This window comes from Segatella bryantii, assembly GCF_022024215.1.
Taxonomy (GTDB): domain Bacteria; phylum Bacteroidota; class Bacteroidia; order Bacteroidales; family Bacteroidaceae; genus Prevotella; species Prevotella bryantii.
In genome coordinates this window covers 461,743-482,819 of record NZ_CP091797.1, presented here as the reverse complement: position 1 = coordinate 482,819, position 21,077 = coordinate 461,743, and the positions used below count along the sequence as shown (strand labels likewise).

19 protein-coding genes and 1 pseudogene are annotated in these 21,077 nt (G+C 36.1%); 17 read left to right on the top strand and 3 right to left on the bottom strand.

The window, feature by feature from the left end; genetic code table 11:
* Positions 1 to 6 precede the first annotated feature (6 nt).
* The 17 genes and pseudogenes from L6471_RS01855 to L6471_RS01775 all read left to right on the top strand — a co-directional run bounded on the left by L6471_RS01855 (position 7) and on the right by L6471_RS01775 (position 19,340).
* Positions 7 to 1,647, top strand: coding sequence for a RagB/SusD family nutrient uptake outer membrane protein (locus L6471_RS01855; RefSeq protein ID WP_237797130.1), 1,641 nt, complete (start codon positions 7 to 9; stop codon positions 1,645 to 1,647).
* 12 nt (positions 1,648 to 1,659) lie between these two features.
* Positions 1,660 to 2,550 (top strand): hypothetical protein, encoded by an 891-nt coding sequence (locus L6471_RS01850; RefSeq protein WP_237797129.1) that lies wholly within the window; start codon positions 1,660 to 1,662, stop codon positions 2,548 to 2,550.
* 2 nt (positions 2,551 to 2,552) lie between these two features.
* Positions 2,553 to 3,575, top strand: a complete 1,023-nt coding sequence (locus L6471_RS01845; protein ID WP_237797128.1) for a thioredoxin-like domain-containing protein — start codon at positions 2,553 to 2,555, stop codon at positions 3,573 to 3,575.
* Positions 3,576 to 3,582: 7 nt separating this feature from the next.
* Positions 3,583 to 4,953 (top strand): TlpA family protein disulfide reductase, encoded by a 1,371-nt coding sequence (locus tag L6471_RS01840; RefSeq protein WP_237797127.1) that lies wholly within the window; start codon positions 3,583 to 3,585, stop codon positions 4,951 to 4,953.
* A 52-nt stretch (positions 4,954 to 5,005) separates the two neighbouring features.
* Complete coding sequence (locus tag L6471_RS01835) at positions 5,006 to 6,568, top strand: tetratricopeptide repeat protein (protein ID WP_237797126.1); 1,563 nt, start codon at positions 5,006 to 5,008, stop codon at positions 6,566 to 6,568.
* Positions 6,569 to 6,948: 380 nt separating this feature from the next.
* Positions 6,949 to 7,119: a hypothetical protein gene (locus L6471_RS01830; RefSeq protein WP_237797125.1), complete on the top strand. Its 171-nt coding sequence runs from the start codon at positions 6,949 to 6,951 to the stop codon at positions 7,117 to 7,119.
* Between the two features lie 84 nt (positions 7,120 to 7,203).
* Positions 7,204 to 7,911 carry a hypothetical protein gene (locus L6471_RS01825; protein ID WP_094448391.1) on the top strand — a complete coding sequence of 236 codons (708 nt, stop codon included), beginning with the start codon at positions 7,204 to 7,206 and terminating at the stop codon, positions 7,909 to 7,911.
* A gap of 1 nt (position 7,912) precedes the next feature.
* A complete protein-coding gene (locus L6471_RS01820) occupies positions 7,913 to 9,847 on the top strand; it encodes a TonB-dependent receptor domain-containing protein (RefSeq protein ID WP_237797124.1) in 1,935 nt (644 codons plus the stop codon).
* A gap of 8 nt (positions 9,848 to 9,855) precedes the next feature.
* Entirely contained in the window at positions 9,856 to 11,010 is a 1,155-nt protein-coding gene (locus L6471_RS01815) for a hypothetical protein (RefSeq protein WP_237797123.1), read from the top strand.
* Positions 11,011 to 11,015: 5 nt separating this feature from the next.
* Complete coding sequence (locus L6471_RS01810; protein WP_094448394.1) at positions 11,016 to 12,281, top strand: YcaO-like family protein; 1,266 nt, start codon at positions 11,016 to 11,018, stop codon at positions 12,279 to 12,281.
* A gap of 11 nt (positions 12,282 to 12,292) precedes the next feature.
* Entirely contained in the window at positions 12,293 to 13,042 is a 750-nt protein-coding gene (locus L6471_RS01805; RefSeq protein WP_094448395.1) for a SagB/ThcOx family dehydrogenase, read from the top strand.
* Between the two features lie 4 nt (positions 13,043 to 13,046).
* A complete protein-coding gene (locus L6471_RS01800; protein ID WP_094448396.1) occupies positions 13,047 to 13,916 on the top strand; it encodes an ABC transporter ATP-binding protein in 870 nt (289 codons plus the stop codon).
* Between the two features lie 4 nt (positions 13,917 to 13,920).
* Complete coding sequence (locus L6471_RS01795) at positions 13,921 to 15,141, top strand: ABC transporter permease (protein ID WP_094448397.1); 1,221 nt, start codon at positions 13,921 to 13,923, stop codon at positions 15,139 to 15,141.
* A 360-nt stretch (positions 15,142 to 15,501) separates the two neighbouring features.
* Positions 15,502 to 15,870 (top strand): hypothetical protein, encoded by a 369-nt coding sequence (locus tag L6471_RS01790; protein WP_094448398.1) that lies wholly within the window; start codon positions 15,502 to 15,504, stop codon positions 15,868 to 15,870.
* Positions 15,871 to 16,088: 218 nt separating this feature from the next.
* Positions 16,089 to 16,517 (top strand): cytochrome c oxidase subunit II, encoded by a 429-nt coding sequence (locus L6471_RS01785; RefSeq protein WP_237797122.1) that lies wholly within the window; start codon positions 16,089 to 16,091, stop codon positions 16,515 to 16,517.
* A gap of 1,283 nt (positions 16,518 to 17,800) precedes the next feature.
* Positions 17,801 to 18,487, top strand: a complete 687-nt coding sequence (locus tag L6471_RS01780) for an ABC transporter ATP-binding protein (protein WP_094449074.1) — start codon at positions 17,801 to 17,803, stop codon at positions 18,485 to 18,487.
* 158 nt (positions 18,488 to 18,645) lie between these two features.
* Positions 18,646 to 19,340: pseudogene (locus L6471_RS01775) on the top strand (IS30 family transposase).
* Between the two features lie 603 nt (positions 19,341 to 19,943).
* Here L6471_RS01775 and L6471_RS01770 read toward each other — a convergent pair.
* The 3 genes from L6471_RS01770 to L6471_RS01760 all read right to left on the bottom strand — a co-directional run bounded on the left by L6471_RS01770 (position 19,944) and on the right by L6471_RS01760 (position 20,988).
* A complete protein-coding gene (locus L6471_RS01770; protein ID WP_237797121.1) occupies positions 19,944 to 20,141 on the bottom strand; it encodes an integrase core domain-containing protein in 198 nt (65 codons plus the stop codon).
* Positions 20,138 to 20,419 carry a hypothetical protein gene (locus tag L6471_RS01765; RefSeq protein WP_144263870.1) on the bottom strand — a complete coding sequence of 94 codons (282 nt, stop codon included), beginning with the start codon at positions 20,417 to 20,419 and terminating at the stop codon, positions 20,138 to 20,140. Before L6471_RS01765 ends, L6471_RS01770 begins: the two co-directional genes overlap by 4 nt.
* A gap of 131 nt (positions 20,420 to 20,550) precedes the next feature.
* Positions 20,551 to 20,988 (bottom strand): transposase, encoded by a 438-nt coding sequence (locus L6471_RS01760; RefSeq protein ID WP_094449072.1) that lies wholly within the window; start codon positions 20,986 to 20,988, stop codon positions 20,551 to 20,553.
* Positions 20,989 to 21,077 lie beyond the last annotated feature (89 nt).

The window sequence follows — 21,077 nt, the reverse complement described above, 5'->3', positions numbered from 1 at the left end:
AAAAATATGATAAAGATAAATAAAAATATAAGAAAGAAGATCATGGCAACTGGTATTATTCCACTTGCCCTTCTGCTATTGACTTCATGTGGCGACTTTCTGAAGGAATATTCTCAAGACACAGACTATGTGCGATCATGGCGAGATCTTGACGAACTGCTGATAGGTTCTGGCTATCAGAACATCATATCTGCTGATTTGCTGAGTATAACTAACGATAATCAATACTTTATTCATTTCCTGGCCGACGAACTTGACGAATACGATGGTCCAAGTCACGAAGAAGGAAGCATGGAGTATGACGGCAAAGAACGTGTATTTGGTTATTATACATGGCAGGCACGTAGTGGACAGAATGATACATACACTGGATTTAACAAAGAAAATGACAGTTGGGCTGAATACTACAGACTTATCAATGTGGCCAACAATGTAATAGAGAGTGCAAAGACATTGGACGACAACACAGAAGAGCAGCGTAAAGGCAAGCTCAAGGTATGTGGAGAGGCCCACTTCCTGAGAGCATACTACTACTTTATGCTTACCAATTTCTATGGAAAAGCATACGACCCCGCAACAGCTTCCACAGACTTAGCTGTACCTATCAAAACCTCTCAGGAGGTGGAAGACCGATTTTTCAGTCGCAATACGGTGCAGGAATGTTATGACCTGATTCTCAGCGACCTGCTCTCGTCTGAAAAGGAACTGGAAGAATATGGTACACAGACTTCCAAATATCGTGCCAGCACTACTGCCGTACATTTGCTTTTAAGCCGAGTATATCTTTACATGCAAAACTGGGAGAAAGCTGCTGAATACGCTCAAAAGACCATTAACGAGCATCCTTCATTGGCTAATCTTAAAGTCATGAGTCATACATCAGGTATCATCTCAGAGACCTCGCCAGAGCTTATATTCAGCATGGGTAGCAATAGTGTTATGGAATATACTATGAATGAAGCGAAATCATTTACTATCAGTCAGCATATTTATGACATGTATGGTGATGACGATTTGCGCAAAACTCAGTATATCTGGACAAATGGCAAATTCCATGGCTACAAGAAACATCCCGCCAATACCAATGCCTTAAAAACAGAAGACGGCAAAGAGAAAATATCAGAAGATGATGTGAACTATTATTTCAATGGCTATTATTACGGTTTGCAGAAACAACTCAATAGTGTCAGCGATAAAAACTTCTTCCGAAGCAGTGAGGCTTATCTAAACCTTGCTGAGGCTATGGCTTACATGGGCAAAGAAACAGAAGCACGCAACGCAGTGAACACCCTTAGAAAATATCGCTTCACCGATGGAGCTGATTACGAAATTACTTCTACAGGCAACAAACTGATAGAAGATATCAGAGATGAACGTGAACGAGAACTGTTACTCGAAGGGCACCGCTGGTTTGACCTTCGCCGCTATGCCGTAAATACAAAATATCAGCAGAAGACGGAAATCACTCATCACTATTACTATTATGAAGATCGTCAATCGGATGTGATTAAATCTATGTGTACATTCAAGCTTTCGGCTGACGACTGGGGATGGGTATTGCCACTGCCACAAAGCGTTATAGACTATAACGTTGGAATGCCACAGAATACTCGTGGAGAACGTACATACACCACCATAACTCTATAAAGGAAAAAGTTTATGAATAAAATATTAGCTACAATATGGCTTTTTGCTGCTGCCATGTGTTTCACAGCCTGCGAGAGTGAAGACCCGTTACAGCCTAGCAACGCCGATACAAATCCATTTATCACCGATGATAATGCCGATGACGAAGAGAGTTTGCTACGTAAGGAATTCTATTCTAAAAACAGCTGTTATCTGCTTTTCAATGACACCTTAAATACAGGCGAACTGCTCGATTTAGGATATATGATGACAGCTTCTCAGAATAACAATGCTTACACGTATGATTATCTTGCGACAATAGAAGAAAAGCACCTTGCAACACAATTTGTAGAGCAGTATCTTCTTCCACATTTAGGAAAGAAATTGCGTCCCTTCTCTTTCCTTCTTGTCAATAACATCAACCACTTCACCTATGAAGATGGCCAACTACGGGAGCCTGACGATGGAATCACAAATCCATCGTTTGTCGTGGGTGTCAGAGCTACTGCCATAGCCATGAGTGCTATAACAGAAATGGGTGAAAGCGAGAAAAACGATTACTCCAAAGAGTTGATCATCGAAATCTTGGCCAACATCATCTCACATCAAACTATAGAAACCTTCAATGCGTTCACAAGCTATGGTAAGAAGTACTATGGCGTATGGATGGAAGGATGGGTTGAGGGCGAAGAAGATGGTATGCCTCTGCAAAATGCCAAGAGTTTTATCGCACCCCATCAGGACATCTGGGGAGTATGGTGGACTGCCTACCCTACTCTTGACGAGGACGTAAAAGCGTTTATTAACTTGGCTATGAATACTACGTTAGAAGAAGTAGAAGAAAAATATACAGAATATCCTGATATCATCAGCAAATATAAACTGATGAAACAAATCATCACAGAATTAGGTTATATAAAATAAGTATGAAGAAAATATTATTACTGCTACTTGCTACATTAACGATTAGCAGCTACGCCCAAAAGGGCTTTGTTATCCAAGGATATGTTCCCTCACTACCCGATGGAACAGTAGTTGGTATTGGCGAGAATGAAGACTCTATCACAGAGTGTGCTACAACTGTAGTAAAAAACGGCCATTTTACGCTGAAAGGAAGCGTAAAACGACCTGTTAAGGGCATGTTGACTACCAATAATCTTGATTTGGTAGCTCAAAATCATTGGCCTGATGATTCTATTCATTGGAACTATATTGATATGTTCATTTCAAATGATGAGATTACAGTTGACAAGGATCTGAAAATACACGGAACGCAAATACAAAGTGATTTTGACGAGCTACAGGCCATGGGAGAATGGCTGAATAACGATACTTTGGCGTGGTCATTCATTCAGACACATCCCACATCTATTGTTTCTGCCATGCTCGTAAATAATATGCTGAAACGTGGATATGGTTTGCAAAAAACAGAAGTGGAACGTTTGGCTCAGGCCATAAAAGCTGTACCAGATGACCCTTCTCGTTTTGAAGAATTCAAATGGCGTGTGGAATTTGCCAGGAAAACTACTGTAGGGGCAGAGCTGATAGATCTGGAAATATACGACACGAACAACAAGATTACTCATCTCAAAGATGTCGTGCCACAGAATGGAAAATTTGTTCTTATTGACTTTTGGGCAAGCTGGTGTGGACAATGTCTTGCAGCCTTCCCTAAATTGGAAGCTATCGGCAAAGCATACCAAGATAACTTTACTATCATAGATCTTTCCATTGACGTGAAGGAAGAAGCATGGCGAAAAGCTATGGCCAAACATCCACAGATATGGCAACAGTATCGCACCACAAATCAAGGATACAAAGATCTGTTTACTAAATATCAGATAGGAAACGGTGTACCTTATTTTGTATTGATTGCTCCCAACGGAAAGGTGATGAAATCACCACAAAGCGTAGAGGAAATCAAAGAAATATTGAAACAGCATTTATAAAACGAGAATGAATACGAAACTGAAAAGTATATTGGCATTTACAGGCATGATGATGATTCTGCCTGTAAATGCCCAACAAATCATTGTTGAGACAGCAGATACCACAATAACAAGCAATCATTTGTTTACAACACCTAATGGCGAATACACCCAATTAGCCTTCAATGCAAAGGGAGTGGCTACATATAGCTGCAATACCATAAAAGATAAGGCGAATACAACGCTAATACTGCAAGATGGAACCATGTATGTAATGGTGTGTGAACCTAAAAAGACACAAAAACTAAAACTGGAACGTAACAAAACGGGCAAAGTGATAGGAAAACTGTCTGGGGCTAATGCTGATATGGCAGAACTATTTACCGAATATACAAAATTCTCACCAGAGATGGATTATAATGAGAAGACAAGTCCTGCAGATATCAAGAAAAAGAGCACAGAAGCTTCAAATAAGCTTGATGAGCAATATAAGCGATTGGTCATTTTGGCTAAAAAACTCAAGAATAAGGAGGATGTTGAGCAAAACTTGGTAGACATCGAAAAGGCATATCTGAAAAATCGACTCTCGCTCCTTGAAAATGAGGATTACTTAACCCATCGTGACCCAAGAGAAGACAACAGAGTGATGCAGCTTGTAGCAGAGATTGACCCTAACGATACTCTGAGCCTCAGCAATGACCTTATAACATCATTTATCTATGCTCATTTCCCAGAACGAATAACGAAGGATATGTCTGCCGAAAACTACGGCATCGGGTATATCAACACGGTTGACAAGTATGTAACCAACAAGAAGATTCGCGATTTACTCATGGAAGGTATCATCAACAATATGTTGGGCACAACCACACCTTTCAATATAGACGCTTTCTGGCAGGTAGTTAAGGAAAAAGTAGACCCTTCTATCATCGAACGGTTTCAATATATTGTTGATGCCAAGAAAAACACGAAAGCAGGTATGAAATGTCCGGATATCACTTTCTCTGATGCTGAAGGAAACAAACATCACTTGAGTGAATTCAAAGGCAAATTGGTATATATCGATTTATGGGCCACATGGTGCGGACCATGTGCCATGGAGATTCCTAAACTCGCCAAGCACATAGAGGAATATCAAGGAAACAACAAGGTTGAATTTATCAGCATCAGTCTTGATGAAAACATGAAGGCATGGAAAAACAGAATTGCCAAAGAAAAATTTCAATGGCCACAATTCATAGCCAATGCTGAAGAAAATAAGATGATATCAAAAACATTCGGTGTAATGTCAATACCACGCTTTCTACTCATCAATGCCGATGGAACAATAAACGATGCAGATGCGTTCAGACCATCAGACGAAAAATTCAAAGAAAAACTCGATGCTGCTCTCCAATAAGCAGCATCAGTTTATACGACGACAAGAAGTAGCAAAGTAAATATCAATGCTCATGAAATACATACACTTGATTATATTGGTTATTCTCGGATTAACCTCATGCAATAGTAATATATCAGAAAAACTCAATACAATTGATAATCTTTTAAATCAAGAGAAAACTGATTCTGCATTCCAGGAATTACAAACAATCTTTACCTCTGATCTCAAAGAAGAAGGCGACCGTGCCTTCTATAATCTGTTGAAAACAAGGACAGATTATCTCAAAAACATTCCACTATTATCTGATACGCTGATAAATTACAGTATAAACTACTATCAAAAAGAGAAAGACGATAATAGACTTTCAGAGGCTTATTATTATAAAGGAGCCTGCCATTATTATGATGGCGATTACACGGAAGCTGTATATAACGGAAAGGAAGCTGAATACCATGCAGAAAAAACAGATAACAAATCACTACAATACAAAATATACGATTTACTTGCCTATGCCTATCGTTCTACAGGCAATTACACCCTCGCACTGAAATATGATCTTAAAAGCTTGAAAATAACAACTGCATTAGGTAAGTATGACTGGATAGCATATACCATGAGTAGTCTCAGCGAGGACTATCACTATATCAATAAAATAGATTCTTCCGAATACTATATCCGGAAGAGTGAACCTTACATAAATTTTATTGATCAAGAAGATCAAGCCTATTTCTACTATAATATATCTTTACTCTATAAAAAGAAAGACAGACAAAAGGCTAAGTATTACCTGCATAAATCACTTGCTATTAAACCTTTAGCCTACGCATATAATGAGCTGGCAAGTATCTATATGTCTGAAGGAAAAAATGATCTCGCCAATCAAACTATGGCAAAAGGTATGAATATTACAACTGATGACCATAAGATTGAACTGTATCAAACAGCTGCCGAAATGAAAGCACAGCAACATGATTATCAAACGGCCTATGAGCTTATGCGCAAGATGGAACAATTAAAAGATAAAAATACGGCAAAAGATAAAATGAATGAAATATACCAAATTCAAGCCATATACGACCATGAAATATTATCCCAAAAATATCAACAGGAAATATTAATTATCATCTATATCGTCAGTATCGGCTTACTCTTGCTTTTGATACAATATACTCTTAAAAAATACAAATTGAGTAAAGACAAAAAAAATGTATTACAATCTCAACTTCTAATCAATATCTATAATGAAAAAATTAATGCCTTAAAAGGGTCTAAAGATAAATCTGATCATGAAATAAAAGAACTTAAAAATAAAATTTCTGAATTACAAGACAAGCAATCAAGAATACTGTATGAAGGTCAAAAGTTGTTTGAACAAATAGAATCTGGCGAAACCGTAATTCGATGGAATAAAAGTGACTTTATACATTTCATAGAATACTATAAGGTAAAAGATCTTCCTTTTGTAAATCATCTAGAAAATGATTATGACGACTTATCCCCTCGATATAAATTTTTTGAAATACTCTATCACATGGGAAAAGATGATCAGGATGTAGAACGTATTCTTGCCATTAGTAAGAGTACTATCAAAAGTAATCGAACACGAATAAAAGCCAAATTAATAGCTCAATAAAGCATCTATTGGTTGCAAAATAGTATAAGAGAGGCGGTTGCATTTTTTGCAACCGCCTCTCTTATAGGTATTTACGCTCAAAACGCCATGCAAATCTGAAATGAAAAATGTTATGCTAAAATTTGCTTTTTCTATAATCTATGCCCTATATTTGCCATCGAAATTAAAAATAATCCATTCGAATAATTAAAAATTTGTAAACCTTAAAAATTAAAATGCAATATTTGGCGACAAAACCATAGGTCTGTCAATAACTTCATTATGAGCTTGAACGTATCAAAAAAAAGTCGAAAATAGTCTGTGACTTTAAACATGACTTATAATCTTAAACAAATAAAATTATGTTATCAAATTCAATGAATGAAATTTATGTAGAGAACATGGAAGTAGCTACTAGTTCTGAGCCATTAGAAGTAATGGATTTGGAAGCTGCTCCTGTTACAACAATGGAAGATCAATCTGTTGCATATGCTTGTGCTGGAACTTTAGGAACATTGGGCACTTTTAGTGGTTGTATCGGTACTTTAGGGACATATGGATGCGCTGGTTAAGTCGCTATTATCACTGACTTTTGAGAGGATATTTGTAGATTCTACAGTTCCTCTCAATTCAAGAAACAGTTTAAATTTTATTCTATGAACATTAGTATTAAAAAAAATACATTTCTTGCATTTATGCTTGCTTTTCCTATGCTTATTAATGCACAAAGTGTAAAAGAACTTTGTGAACATAATGTGGAGAAGTTAGGAGGTAAGGTAGCTATTGAACGTGTGAAGACTCTAAGGATTACTCAGATTGGAACATCAAATGGTCTGAATATGCCAACAACAACAGTAATACTGCCTGGCAAAGCATACTACCAGAAAGTACGAACAAGTATGGGAATATTCACAACCTGCGTCTATGATAATAAAGGTTGGTCTTATTCTTCAGCTCAACCAACAAAGGTGACGGATCTTCCTTCAAATATGGCACGTTCACTAATCATTGATTCTAAATTTTATGGCCCTTTATGTGACTATTACATCAATGGAAGTAACAGTGATGTGAAATCAATTGCTAAAGAAGGAGAGACCACGATAGATCGAGAGAAGTGTTTTAAGCTCGGAGTTACTTATAAATCTGGATATAAAGCTACTGTTTATCTTTCTGCTTTGGATTACATGATACGAAAGGTTGAATCACCAGTGGGTATATTTAAATACAGGAACTATAAGAAAGTTGATCAAGTGATGATTCCACGCTACATTGAGGTTACCAACAATAGAGGGACTATTATTTCTGTAGTATCAAGTATAAAAGTAAACAGCAAAGTAAAAAATGATATGTTCGCTCGCCCTTAGTATGCTTTCTGCTATTCCTCAGACACAGGCAACGAACGATACCGTCAAACATGTTGTCAATCTGAAAGAGGTAAACATAACTGCCTCCCATAAAATTGACGACAAGGGTGGCAAAATTGTCTACAATGCTTATCTAGATAAAGTACGATCTGAAACATCGGCTATAGAACTGATGAGAAAAGTTCCAATGCTTTCTGTAGATATGAATGGCAATGTAAGTATAAGAGGGAATAGTAATATAAAAATATTGGTTAATGGACATAGTTATGGAATACTTTCATCTACTCAAATTCTGGAACAATTATCACCAGCAGACATCCAGAAGGTAGAAGTTATGACTACACCTGGAGCTAAATATGAAGCACAAGGTACTGGTGGCATTGTCAATATTATCACCCATAGGAGAATGTACTTTAAGTCTTCAGGCTATTTAAATACGGGTGTAGGCACAAAAGGAAGCCACCTAATGGGCAATTTCAATTATGCAGTTGATAAACATTGGGCGTTCCAAAATTCATTCTATGGACTTTTTGGATATTCTGAAACAACTAGTAATAGCAATTTTTCGGACAGCAAAGACGGAAAAAATACCGGTCAAATATATTGTTTACAGACAGGAGCTTTACGAAGCGACAATAAATCTATACTGAATTTAAAACTACTGTATATGTACCAAGGTGCATTTTACAAGGAGAAATTGGCGTCAGGGGAGAATAAAAAAACAAACAATGAATATCATTATTTGAGTGCGTCTATCGATTATAGTTGGACAGCAAGCGAAATTGTAAAAATGAATGCTCAAACTCAATGGTATTATCTGCCAACAAGAAATAAGATAGGCGACTGGGATAACCTTGAAAACAAGACTGGTACTTACATACTCGGACAAATGTCGCAAATAGATTGTACGCTAAAGCCTTGGCAGAAATTAGAATTCGATGTAGGATTGAGTAACAATTACAGTCATTTCAAAGACGTATATCGCAGTACGATGATTAGATATATCAATAATCTCGGAGCTTATTCTGAACTTAAATATGAGGCAACACCTTTGTTGACGATAAATGGAGGGCTAAGATATGAGTATTATCACATTGACACAGATCTCAAAAGAAAGCGTAAATATAATGATCTATTCTATAATTTGGGGATAAATTATAAAACTTCGCCTTTCTGCACCTTGAGTCTACTATTTAGCAGACGTACGGATCGTCCGACATACTCAACATTGCTTAGTGAAGGAAACTACCAAGGAGGGAATGTAATACTATATGGAAACAGTAATGTGGAATCATCGTATAGTTACCTGTTGGAAGCAGGAACATCATTATATGTAGGAGACTGCTTTTTCAAGATTTCTCCTTACTACAGGTATACCGATAAATCTATCTCACTGATGGTGCAGAAGGACAATAATGTAATGCAGCAATATGCAGTCAATATTGACGGTTGCCATTCATGGGGTTCTGAAATATGGTCTACTTTAGTCTTGATGAATGGAAAATTGAATTTCAATGGTGGCATGGATATCAAGTATAAGAAATTGAAAGATCATGGTATAAGTAATAGCGGATGGCAGCTGCAATATTCTATGAACGTAACATATCGTTTCTTTCAAACACTATACGTGAATTGCTATGGGTCATGGCAGAACCGTAAGATTTATCTACAAGGCAGCGAAAATAGTTATCTTTACAGCAATCTATCAGTACAAAAAAGTTGGCATGATGATCACTACAGATTAGCTTTATCAGTAGATAACCCTTTTAGCAATGGTGTAAATGTCAAAAGAGATTATTGTATAGATGGCAAAGAGTATCATTCAAGTATCAGGTACCGAAATACTGGTATAAGAGTTTTCTTTATCTATAAGTTCGGAAAGCATGATATGGAGAAAGATATGCAGATAGAACAAAACATTTTAAACAATTACTAAAAAACATTATGGAAGATAAAAGTAAGAAAAACAACATTCTTAATCAATTTTTTGGAGATAAGAATGTTAAATTTCCACATCAGCCTAAGTTGGTGGATGGAATTCACGTGTATGAAGCACCAAAAGGTCTAGGAATCCAGTTCCGAGGTGGAACAGAGAAATTTCTTATTAGAGGTGCCGAAGCCTACCAAATCTGGGGGTATCTCAAAAATACGCTTGACGGAAAGCATACTTTGGAAGAAATATTGAGCAAAGGAGCGGACGAGTTCAAACTAGACCGAATAAACACAGGGTCTTTTTTAAAAACTCTACATAGCTATCATTTATTGGAACCTGATGCATTTATTGCAGAAAGTCCTATTAAGATGGATTTGGACCTATTCTCAGAAAAGCAGGCACAGTATTATAATCGCGTAGTACCTCGGTCTGGCTTGAATAAAAGTGGTATGGACGTTTTAGAGAGGATACGTAGTTGCAAAGTATTACTGATTACAAATGAGATATTTGCTCCATTGATAAGTTATCAAATGCTAATGGCTGGATTTACCGATATGGGATTTCTTGTTATCACTAGCGAAGATTCTAAAGGTGCTAAAGACTATATTAGCGATCTGATAAACATCATGACCTATGAAGATATTTCCAACCTGAAAGGAGGAGACATACGTAACATTTTGTCACAGAAAATGCCAGATTATCAATATATCTTTACAGCTTTAAACAACCCGAGCATTTTCTTCCTTAATGAGATCTGTCGCATGTGCACTATTCTCAATATACCTATGCTATCTATATCTATCAAGGATAATGATTATGAAATAGGACCTTTCTATTTTCCAGAAATGGATTCTCCATGTATTTCATGCTACAATCTGAGAGAACAGAGCTATCGATTAGATTCTGCACACGAGTATATTTATCAGCAAGGTCTGCATAATGAAGGAAAAAAGACAGATGACGAGATCAAAGGATTTGATTACAATTCTCTAGCGATTGTGGTTAATATTGCAATTTGTCAATTCAAGAATGCACTAGCAAAAGTAGCACAACCTAATCTTATAGGTAACGTATTTAAATTTAATAGCCTTACCTATGTTACGTCTTTGCAAAATCTCTTCAAAGTACCAAGTTGTCCATCTTGTTCTGATACGAATAAAAGATAAATGCCATGGAAATCGAATATAAAAAACTTATCAAAATACCTGGTTTTGAGCCATTTGAAAAATGGGATATGGAGCCGAATCCTTTTCGTCAATTCAAGTGTAAAGCTCTAAGAGGCGATAACCCGAACTGGTTTGTATCTTCACTTATTCTAGCCAATACTCCAATTGGTTCTATCGAGAACCAACATCTTGGAGGTGCAGCAGGATCTTCGATCTATCTAGAAGAATCTTATACTAGCTGTGTGTGTGAAGGATTTGAGCGCTATAGCAGTATGAATTATTTCATGAAGGATAAACCCTATATAAGAAAAGTAGATTATTCCAAAGGATACATTCGATGTGCTGATGAAGAAAACGCTCCTGCAAGCTTTAAGAAGAATGGAGTGACGGTACCCATAGAACATGCTTTAGTACATAGACTTATTGACGATACTCCGGACTACCTACCTTATGAGTTGGTGCATCTTGGGTATCGTAAAGCAGATATAAACAAATTATTTGCCTCTCCTATTTCTACTGGATGTGCTTTCCAGACGGATAAAGTTAAAGCTCTTAAAAGAGGATTAGAGGAAGTATTAGAACGCCATGCTCTCATGGCTTGGTGGTATGATAAAGACAGAAAAGAGAGATCTCTAGATCTCGATAATTGCACGGATTTTGATATCCATGAGCGTGTAGACCGTATCAAATCTAAAAACATAAGAATGCGTCTTTTTGAGATTTCACCAATATCCAAATTCCCAGTTGTTTTCTGTATGATGCAGAGCGATCAATTTCCTTATTTCTCATGTGGCGCTTCCTGCTGTACAGATATTAAACATGCTATAATCAAGTCAATTGATGAAGCTGTATCTATACGCTATATGTCAGAATTTGTAGGTCAGAAGCAAATAGATATTGATAATTTCAGTTGGGTAAAAAAGTTGGAAGACCACATGGTATTGTACTCCAATTGGAAGGACTCACCTGTAATCCAGACTATTATGGCCAAGGATTCAGAGAAAATTGACCCAGAGGATTTCGACTGTATAGAAATTAGGACTATGAATGATTTGCGAGAGCAAGCGAAAAGACTGAAAGAGCTTGGATTTGATATATATTACAAAGATCTTACCATAGATGAGGTCAAACCTATAGGAATGGTATATAAAGTTATGATTCCCCAAATGATTCCCCTTACCCAATATAATAATATTCGCTGGCTGTCATCTTTGCTCAAGAATGGTAAGACGTTAGCCGATATCAACCCATACCCTCAACCATTTTCTTAATATCTTCAATTATGTTAAATAAACAAATATTAACTGATATAGAGTATCTTCTTTCTTCAAGGAACATAAAAGCTTTGTTCACAGGTAAAACAGAGCATCTGAGGCATTTTGACCCTCATATTGTAAAACTCGAAATGGATCAGGGTTTGAAAGGTTATGAGAGCAAAAATGCTATTCATCTACCAAATCCTAATATACTGCAGATGCCGCTGGATGAAGTGATGGAGAGAAGAAAAAGCCGAAGAGACTTCAAAAATTATAAAATAACGCTAAAGGAACTGTCTACACTTCTGTTTTATTCAGCTGGCTATAAAAGAAGTGAGCATTCTGGACGCAAACATGTTCCATCTTCTGGAGGTTTCAATACAACAGAAGTATTCTTTATTATTCTGAACTCTGAAGAAGTAGAACCTGGACTATATTACTTCTCTGCAAAAGATTTTACCATAAGATGCATTAGAAAAGGAGATTACAGAGACTGGGTAAAAAACGATGCCTTATACCAATCTGAGTGGGCTGATGCTTCTGTCATTGCTTTCTTGGCTGCTGATTATACTCGTCTTTATCAGAAATATAGACAACGTACCTTACGCCTCTGCCTTCTCGATGCTGGTCACGTAGCACAAAATTTTTATTTAACGTGCGCTGCAATGGATATGAAAATCTGTGAGGTTCTCGGATATGTAGAAAATGAAGTGGAAGAGGCTTTCGACCTTTCAGGCAACACTCCTACATTTTCATCAATAATTATAGGACGATAAGGTTATGCTGAAACTTGAAAAACTTTGCAAGAATTTTGGACATAAAGAAGTGCTCCATAGCATCACTCTACAAATAGACAAGCCCATAATATATGGACTGATAGGTCCTAATGGCGCAGGCAAGACAACCTTGATACGGTCAATTTGTGGAATACTTCCTTTAAGCAGCGGAAATGTAATCTATGAAGATGGCCACTCTATGCAGAATATTGCTTATATGCCAGATCAAACGAGTCTGTATACAGACATGTCATTGGCAGATGAAGTAAAATACATCGGACAACTCAGGGGACTAACATCAAAAGAAGCAATGGAAAATGCATCGAACAATATTAAACGCCTCGGACTATTAAAATATATGAAAACTCCTATAGCGGCTCTATCAAAGGGAACTGCTAGGAAAGTTCAGTTCGTCTGCACTTTTCTAATCCATCCTTCCCTTGCAATATTAGATGAACCTTTCAGCGGTTTGGATCCTATCAGTGTTATTGAGATGGAGAAGATAATTCTCGAAAAAAAGAAAGAAGGGGTAACCATCCTGCTTTCCACTCATCTTATGGAACATGCTGAGCGATTCTGTGATCACATATTCATGATTAATAAAGGAAATCTTATCATTGATGACGAACTGGAACATCTGAAGTTGATGCATCTAATGTCAGAATACCAGATAGAATCACAGACCCCATTATTGTTTGATGAAAAACATCTAGTTGTTAAAGAAAAGACAGCTGATATATACCGATATGTTATAAAGACTGATAAAGCATACACATACAAACAGTTGATGAAAGATATAAATGATACGGAAATACTTTCGTTAAATCACAAAATTCCTGATCTGAAGGAAATCTTCATAAATTCTGTAAGATAAAATCATGAAACAGTTATATTATATCATACGCCGTGAAATCATGGTGAAACTTAATAGCAGAAGTTTTTATCTTTTTGCTTTAGTAACACCACTCCTTTTTGTACTACCCGTAATTTTTTCTATCTTTTCAGGGACACCTAATTCTTCTAAAATTAGTCAAAGGCACTTGGTGGGAATCATTAGTCACGATTTCCCCTATGACACTATAGATTATCGAAATTTGAAATTTGTCTTACTAAACAAGAAAGATGTCGAAAAAGTGAGGAATGGTACTTTTTGCTACAATGATTACGTTGGAGTAGTAGATATGCAGAATGCCTCTTTTAAGCATCAGAATGGTGCTACACAGGTACAGTTGTATATGCCGGAGGCTCAAGCTAAGACATCTTCTGAATACATACACGATATCGAATCATATATCAATAGCGAATTTGTATATCAGTTTGGGACTATGCATGGCGTCAAAGAAGAAGAATTATTGGAATTGACGACTTTTGCAAAAGTATCTGTTGTCTATAGTAATACACCCTCAAACAAAGGTGGGGCTGAAAATGCCAAGGTTATGGCCTATGGAATGGGACTACTGCTCTATATCATGTTCATTCTCTTCAATAATAATATTGTAAAGAGTATTGCAGAAGAGCGATCGAACAAGTTAGCAGAAGTTTTGTGTATGTTTGTTAAGCCAGGAAGACTAATGATCGGAAAGATTCTAGGATTGGGCGCAGCATCATTAGTTCAACTAACAATTTGGTTAGTTGCATTTTTTACCTATAGCAAAGTAATAGTGTTGATAGGTAAGCATTTCAATTTCATAGACAAAGTAAATGATACTTTGAATATAGACATATGTTCAATACCGCTTACTAGTTCATTGCTGGCATGGTTGATCATATACTTCATTATGGGTTTTCTTCTTAATGGTTCTCTTTCTACGATATTTGCAATATGTTCTTCTTGTAAAAGTTCGTCAGTTCCTATGGTACTGAGCAATATGCTCAATTTGTCAGCCATTTACTTCTGCATGTACGCTGCCACGAATCCTAACAGTGGGATAACAGAGTTTGCATCATATTTTCCACTAACTAGCTATTTGGTTATCCCAGCTGTCCTTCCTTATGGAATATCTATGCAACACATAATGATATCAGCTATCCTACTATTATTACAGAGTGGGATATTCTTATTTATGACCGGTAAACTTTATCGCAGATTCCTTGTTTAGAAATGAGTTTAAATTCATGTGGAAAAATAAGACCTTATCGACTTACTCTTTTTTAAATACTGGTGAACATATTCTTGCCATTAGTAAGAGTACTATCAAAAGTAATCGAACCCGAATAAAAGCCAAATTAATAGCACAATAAAGCATCTACTGGTTGCAAAATAGTATAAGAGAGGCGGTTGCATTTTCTGCAACCGCCTCTCTTATAGGTATTTACGCTCAAAACGCTATGCAAATCTGAAATGAAAAATGTTACGCTAAAATTTGCTTTTCTATAATCTCTGCCCTATATTTGCCATCGAAATTAAAAATAATCCATTCGAATAATTAAAAATTTGTAAACCTCAAAAGTTAAATACAATGAACAAATATTCTATGAAAGTAATAGTGGCAATGTTAGTAGTGATAATTGCAGTTGGCACTCTCCCTATTTCTGCAGGTGAACCTATAACACCGCCAATGAAGCGAAAAGCTCCTAAAAACACGACTCCTAAATCTGTTATAAATATAGATGAAAATAGCAGAATAGCTAATATTTCTTTCTATGAAAATATTGAAGATGTTACCGTTCTAATTTATCTTGACGGTGTATTAATTGACAGCTATGAAGGACAGGCTGACCCTACAACAGAATTATCATTTGACTTGTTTATAGCTGGAAGCTATACTATTTCTGTTGTATCACAAGGAAATGAGTTAGCAAATGAGTTTGTTGAATTCATCGATTAAAGAAGAGCTCACTTTCGAAAATTAGATACATTTTTTTAGTGGCAATACTCCCTTACTATTGTCCCTTACATTTAAATAAGATACATACCGGATTTCGGAACGCAGTAAGCAGGCCAGACTTTATAAAAGGAGTAGGTGTCATAAAGCAAAAGTAAAAATAGTAGATGCAAACACATTAAGAAATTTAATCTTGCTCAATATATCTAAAAATTTGTCATATGAAGAATAAAATTTTACAGATTTCTGCAATTATTGCAATTTTTATAGTAGCAATAGTTAGAATAGTAGATAATACAGAAAAAATTATCTTACATTGGGATTTATGGGGAAATATAACAAGTTATTGTTCAAAATATTACATAATATTCCTGCCTATTATTTCATTAATAATATATGCATTATTTCGCTATTACAAGAGAAATCCTTATAAAATGAATCAGATTTCAAAGATAGAAGTGACACCAGATAATACTAAACTTCTGTCAAGATATATTAGTATTGTAGCATCACTGATTCTTTTAGTATTATTATATATTACAGTATGTTCAGCGCAAATCACAAAATTACAACCCACGATAGTTATAGCTATTCTCTTTTTCATAATAGGTTACTATATCTACACAAATATAAAGCTGCGAAGAAAATAATTTTAAATTTCTAAATAACATGGACCAATCTATTGTATCTGGAATATACCACCAATGGATTTTCCATTATAAAACAAGTTGATATATTGTGCTAGAAATGAAGAAGATCTTTAATATTCCAACATATATATTATATATATTCGTAGTAATTTTGATTATAAGTGCAAACAACAACAAATTTATGTCAACACCCTATATTCTTGAAATGGGTGTAGGATTTTTAATTATTGTTTTTATGTTTGTGAAACTATTACGTGATATGAATAAATAATAAGACTTCTTTTATCGCTAAAAGATACCATAATATGAATCGTGATAGCAATTATACAGTTTCTCACTATCTGCTATATTATATTTGAATATTGAATAATATGGTCAACTATTTACAGTTACATGTAAAGATACTATCGAGATTATGCCAACAGCTTGGCATAATCTCGATTTTAATATTTTTTTGCTAGCGATTTTTCTATATGTTGTCTCAAAACTATCTCCAATAGAAATAATCGCTATAGCATTTTCACTAATATTGAGTTTACATATTAAACGAGGGGATAAAAGAATTGTAAAAGAAATATATAGAAAAAAAACAAAATGGTTATTTTGCATAGATTACCTTATCATCTTAATACCATTTTCTATCACTTGTATTTTAAAAGATTCCCTACTAACTGCTATATTATGCTTATTACTTGCTTTTATCCCTTCATTCTTTCCTAATTGGCATATTCATCTAAAGTTATTTACACACCCTTTACTTTTAAAAGGAAGCTATGAATATCAAAATAGCTTAAGAATATTAATCGTACCATACATTCTAGGTATATGTGCTTCTTTTATAGGTTTAGTCTACGAAAATAATAAGATCTTTCTGGTAAGTGTTCTGACATTTATATACTTACTGGGAATCACTTTATTTCAGAAACCAGAAAAGCAACACTTACTTTTGTACAAATCTGCTAATAGAATTATATTCAATAAACTAAAATATTCTGTAGGAAATAGTATAGTATTGTTATCTCCATTTCTTATTATATCCTTATTTTATCAACCTAATTATTTCTTTTCATGTATTATACTCCTATTGATATCCATTATTTTCCTCTTTGAAGCAAATTGTCTAAGATATATATATATAGGAAATGATTTCATTTCAATAATTCTTCTTACCACTTTATTTTCAGTGAATGTAGCTGCACTAAAATACTTATCTATAATAGTGATCTCATGCATAATATCACTCATATTTATCAAATATATCCAATTAAAATATAAAGATTTTTATGATAGAGTTGAAACACATTAAGAAAAAATACGATACCTCATATGTTATCGAAGATATTTCGTTAACATTAGAACCTGGAAAAATTTATGGCTTTATGGGCGAAAACGGAGCTGGGAAAAGTACTCTCTTTCGATGTTTATCTGGTCTCGAAAAATACGAAGGAGAAATTATAATTCCTTCCAGCACAGACATCGGATTTCTCTCTGACACTTTATATTTTTATCCACTAATTACTGGCAATGAATTTATAAAATTTTGCCTGGAAGCTGGAAAAATAAAATATACCCAGCAAGATATAGACCATCTGAACCAGATTTTCAAATTACCGTTAAATCGTTTTCCTACAAAATATTCTTTGGGTATGAAAAAACGACTCATGCTTATGATCATGATGCTAAGAGATAGCAATCTATATATTTTAGATGAACCTTTTAATGGCTTAGATTTAACAGGTGTAGTTGTCTTGAAAAAATGGTTGAAAAAAATAGGTGCTCAGCAAAAAACAGTTGTCTTATCCTCTCATATCATATCATCGCTAACTGATATTTGCGATGTCATTTTTTATATTCACAACGGAAAAATCATAAAAACTTACTCCGGAAATATTTCTCCTGATCAAATTGAAAAGGATTTGCTAGAACAAGTGAATGTGATGCAAGTTCACAATAGAAGTGCAATTTTCTAAGGTGTAGTGGTATGAAAACTTAATACCTGAAAACACCGTGGGGTTTGGGGGGCGAGCAGCCCCCATGATAGCATAAACTTGGAATTTCAACAAGCAATGCATAAAAAAGAAAAAAGGGAGACCGAAATTTCCCCAAGAATAACTAATTTTGCATTGCTATGTACAAACAGTTAAACTCGAAGCAAAGGTACACAATTTTTATCTTACTCCAAAACGGAATAAATAAAAAGCAGATTGCAACTGCAATAAAAGTGAGTCCAAGTACCATTTCACGCGAATTGAAGCGTAATTGCCGTCATCGGCTGAAGCATCGAACTAGACCTGTTGGAGGTAAGAGACAGGCTATTCCAAATAGAGTAAGCATTAGTGAAAGGCCTGTAGAAGCTGACGGGAAACGCTTCGGAGACTTTGAAATGGATACTATTGTGGGAAAAGGTAATCATGGAGCGATTGTTACTCTTACAGAACGCAGTACCAATCTGCTACTTATGAGAAAATGAAGCATGGCAAGAACACTGATAAACTGGCTGAAGCTATCATACATTTACTTTGGCCATATAAAGATGTGATCAAAACTATCACTACCGACAATGGTTTGGAATTTGCTTCACATGAGAAGATTACCAAGAGTATTGGAGCGCCTGTCTATTTTGCTGATCCATACTCCTCATGGCAGAAGGGAGCTATTGAGAATATAAATGGATTAATCAGACAGTACATACCAAAATCAACAACGTTTGAACACATAAGCCAACAGCAAATTACAAAGATTATGGAAAAAATTAACAATAGACCAAGAGCAAAACTCAACTTTTCAACACCAAAAGAGTGCTTTATGAAGAATATAAACTAAATTTGCACTTGCTTGTTGAATTCGCGGTGCGATGAAAATGGAACTGCGAGTTGTGGCTATAAAAGTCAGCCGTTGTCAGCACGGCAAACAAAGAAAAGTCCTTGGCAGTATAGTCTTGAAGTCTTTCAAGGCATACCGCCAAGGATTTTTCTTACCGTGCCATAGTCGGGGAAAGTTAGTCTGAGGAACGATGACTGTCTTTCTGCGACGACGACTGAGTCTTATAGTGGATATTCTTAAGGAGAGAAAAGCAAACGAATAAAAATACGTATTTCCTAAATTTAATTCAATAATGTTGCTTATGTAGCAATTATTTCAGACATAAACAATGCTATCGAGAAAGAAGTTCTATCATATGACCTTAACGGAAAAAGGTTGTCACTTTTTAGAGAGTTAAACTTAACTGGTTATTACTATAATTACTATCTCTCTAAAAGCGTTTACCTGTTCTGATGCTTATAACGATATTAGTTTTCAATTAGACTATATAGGTTGTCTTCATTTTGTTCTTACAACTGAAAGGGTTAACCCTTTCGCGGTAGTTTCACTGACTCGGTTACGTTCTTATCGTTCTGAATCGTGTGCAAAGATACAAACTATTCTTTAAGAATCAGGATTTATCCAAGGATTTTTCCACATTCGTTGCTGCGGTCCGCTCTGAGTATGTGCTACTGATGGTGTTTGGTTTCCAATGCTCATATGCGGTCTTTCGTCGTTGTAGAAGGCGATGATGCGGGTCAGTTCCTTCCTGCAGGCCTTGCGTGTTGGGATGGTCATCCTATAGAGCCATTCTGTCTTCAATATGCCGTTAGCACGCTCGGCAACAGCATTTTCCAACGGGTCGGCATGAGATCCTTGATGAGATTGGGATACTTACGGTAGTTGTGCTCAGAGTTTGTCGTCTTGTAACGTCTGCGACGCTTGATGCGCACCATAAGCCCGTGCTTGCGAAGCATTTCCGTGAATGCGTCACGCCCCGGGAAGCAACCTGTGTCATCGAACATCTTCTTCAGGATGGCATGCAGTTTCGATGCTCCCAGACCAGGATTGGCCTTGCGATACTCACGGGCCTTCTCCATGATGATGGGCTCTATGGCATCCTCTGCAAAACCGTCTTTATCGTCTCGCTTATTATATGCCTGTCTACTGTAACCAAACAGCCCGCAAAGCGTGCTCAGGGCCGCCCCTGAGCCGTCTTCGCGAAGCAGACTTACTGTTTGGTGCCAGATTTTTTTCTTACAGGGATATTGAAGGTCTGCTCTGCAAGATCAATCATGGTCGAATAGGCATGGGAACGGAGCTTCTCCAGTTCCAAAGCTTTGCGGAGGCGCTTTATCTCTGCGTCTTTCTCCTTTAAGCGTTCATCCTTTGTCTTTGCCATATCATCATCGTCTACAGGTTCCTGCTGCAAAGGTAATGAATCTTTTTCATTCAGGAACTTGTCCATCCAAGAAAACAGCACTGAACGGCTGCTGATGTGATACTTCTTGATGATTTTCTCTGCGGCCACACCATTTTCAAGGTATTCACGGACAATCAAAATACGATCATCGTCCGTGAATGTGTAACCTTTCAATTCTACCTCGCGTGTCTCATACCAACCTGTGGCTTCATTATACACGCGTTCTGTTCTTGTCTTGTGCTTCATTGTCACTTTCTTTTTGACTCCTAAAGTGACAACTTTTTCTAGTCTAAGTCAAAGAAATCCACTTTCGTATGATTTTTCTTGCAAAAAAG

What these genes read in the sequence shown, in the direction of transcription:
- L6471_RS01855 (WP_237797130.1), top strand. Translation starts at nt 7, where the DNA reads ATGATAAAGATAAATAAAAATATAAGAAAGAAGATCATGGCAACTGGT.
- L6471_RS01850 (WP_237797129.1), top strand. Translation starts at nt 1,660, where the DNA reads ATGAATAAAATATTAGCTACAATATGGCTTTTTGCTGCTGCCATGTGT.
- L6471_RS01845 (WP_237797128.1), top strand. Translation starts at nt 2,553, where the DNA reads ATGAAGAAAATATTATTACTGCTACTTGCTACATTAACGATTAGCAGC.
- L6471_RS01840 (WP_237797127.1), top strand. Translation starts at nt 3,583, where the DNA reads ATGAATACGAAACTGAAAAGTATATTGGCATTTACAGGCATGATGATG.
- L6471_RS01835 (WP_237797126.1), top strand. Translation starts at nt 5,006, where the DNA reads ATGAAATACATACACTTGATTATATTGGTTATTCTCGGATTAACCTCA.
- L6471_RS01830 (WP_237797125.1), top strand. Translation starts at nt 6,949, where the DNA reads ATGGAAGTAGCTACTAGTTCTGAGCCATTAGAAGTAATGGATTTGGAA.
- L6471_RS01825 (WP_094448391.1), top strand. Translation starts at nt 7,204, where the DNA reads ATGAACATTAGTATTAAAAAAAATACATTTCTTGCATTTATGCTTGCT.
- L6471_RS01820 (WP_237797124.1), top strand. Translation starts at nt 7,913, where the DNA reads ATGCTTTCTGCTATTCCTCAGACACAGGCAACGAACGATACCGTCAAA.
- L6471_RS01815 (WP_237797123.1), top strand. Translation starts at nt 9,856, where the DNA reads ATGGAAGATAAAAGTAAGAAAAACAACATTCTTAATCAATTTTTTGGA.
- L6471_RS01810 (WP_094448394.1), top strand. Translation starts at nt 11,016, where the DNA reads ATGGAAATCGAATATAAAAAACTTATCAAAATACCTGGTTTTGAGCCA.
- L6471_RS01805 (WP_094448395.1), top strand. Translation starts at nt 12,293, where the DNA reads ATGTTAAATAAACAAATATTAACTGATATAGAGTATCTTCTTTCTTCA.
- L6471_RS01800 (WP_094448396.1), top strand. Translation starts at nt 13,047, where the DNA reads ATGCTGAAACTTGAAAAACTTTGCAAGAATTTTGGACATAAAGAAGTG.
- L6471_RS01795 (WP_094448397.1), top strand. Translation starts at nt 13,921, where the DNA reads ATGAAACAGTTATATTATATCATACGCCGTGAAATCATGGTGAAACTT.
- L6471_RS01790 (WP_094448398.1), top strand. Translation starts at nt 15,502, where the DNA reads ATGAACAAATATTCTATGAAAGTAATAGTGGCAATGTTAGTAGTGATA.
- L6471_RS01785 (WP_237797122.1), top strand. Translation starts at nt 16,089, where the DNA reads ATGAAGAATAAAATTTTACAGATTTCTGCAATTATTGCAATTTTTATA.
- L6471_RS01780 (WP_094449074.1), top strand. Translation starts at nt 17,801, where the DNA reads ATGATAGAGTTGAAACACATTAAGAAAAAATACGATACCTCATATGTT.
- L6471_RS01765 (WP_144263870.1), bottom strand. Translation starts at nt 20,419, where the DNA reads ATGGAGAAGGCCCGTGAGTATCGCAAGGCCAATCCTGGTCTGGGAGCA.
- L6471_RS01760 (WP_094449072.1), bottom strand. Translation starts at nt 20,988, where the DNA reads ATGAAGCACAAGACAAGAACAGAACGCGTGTATAATGAAGCCACAGGT.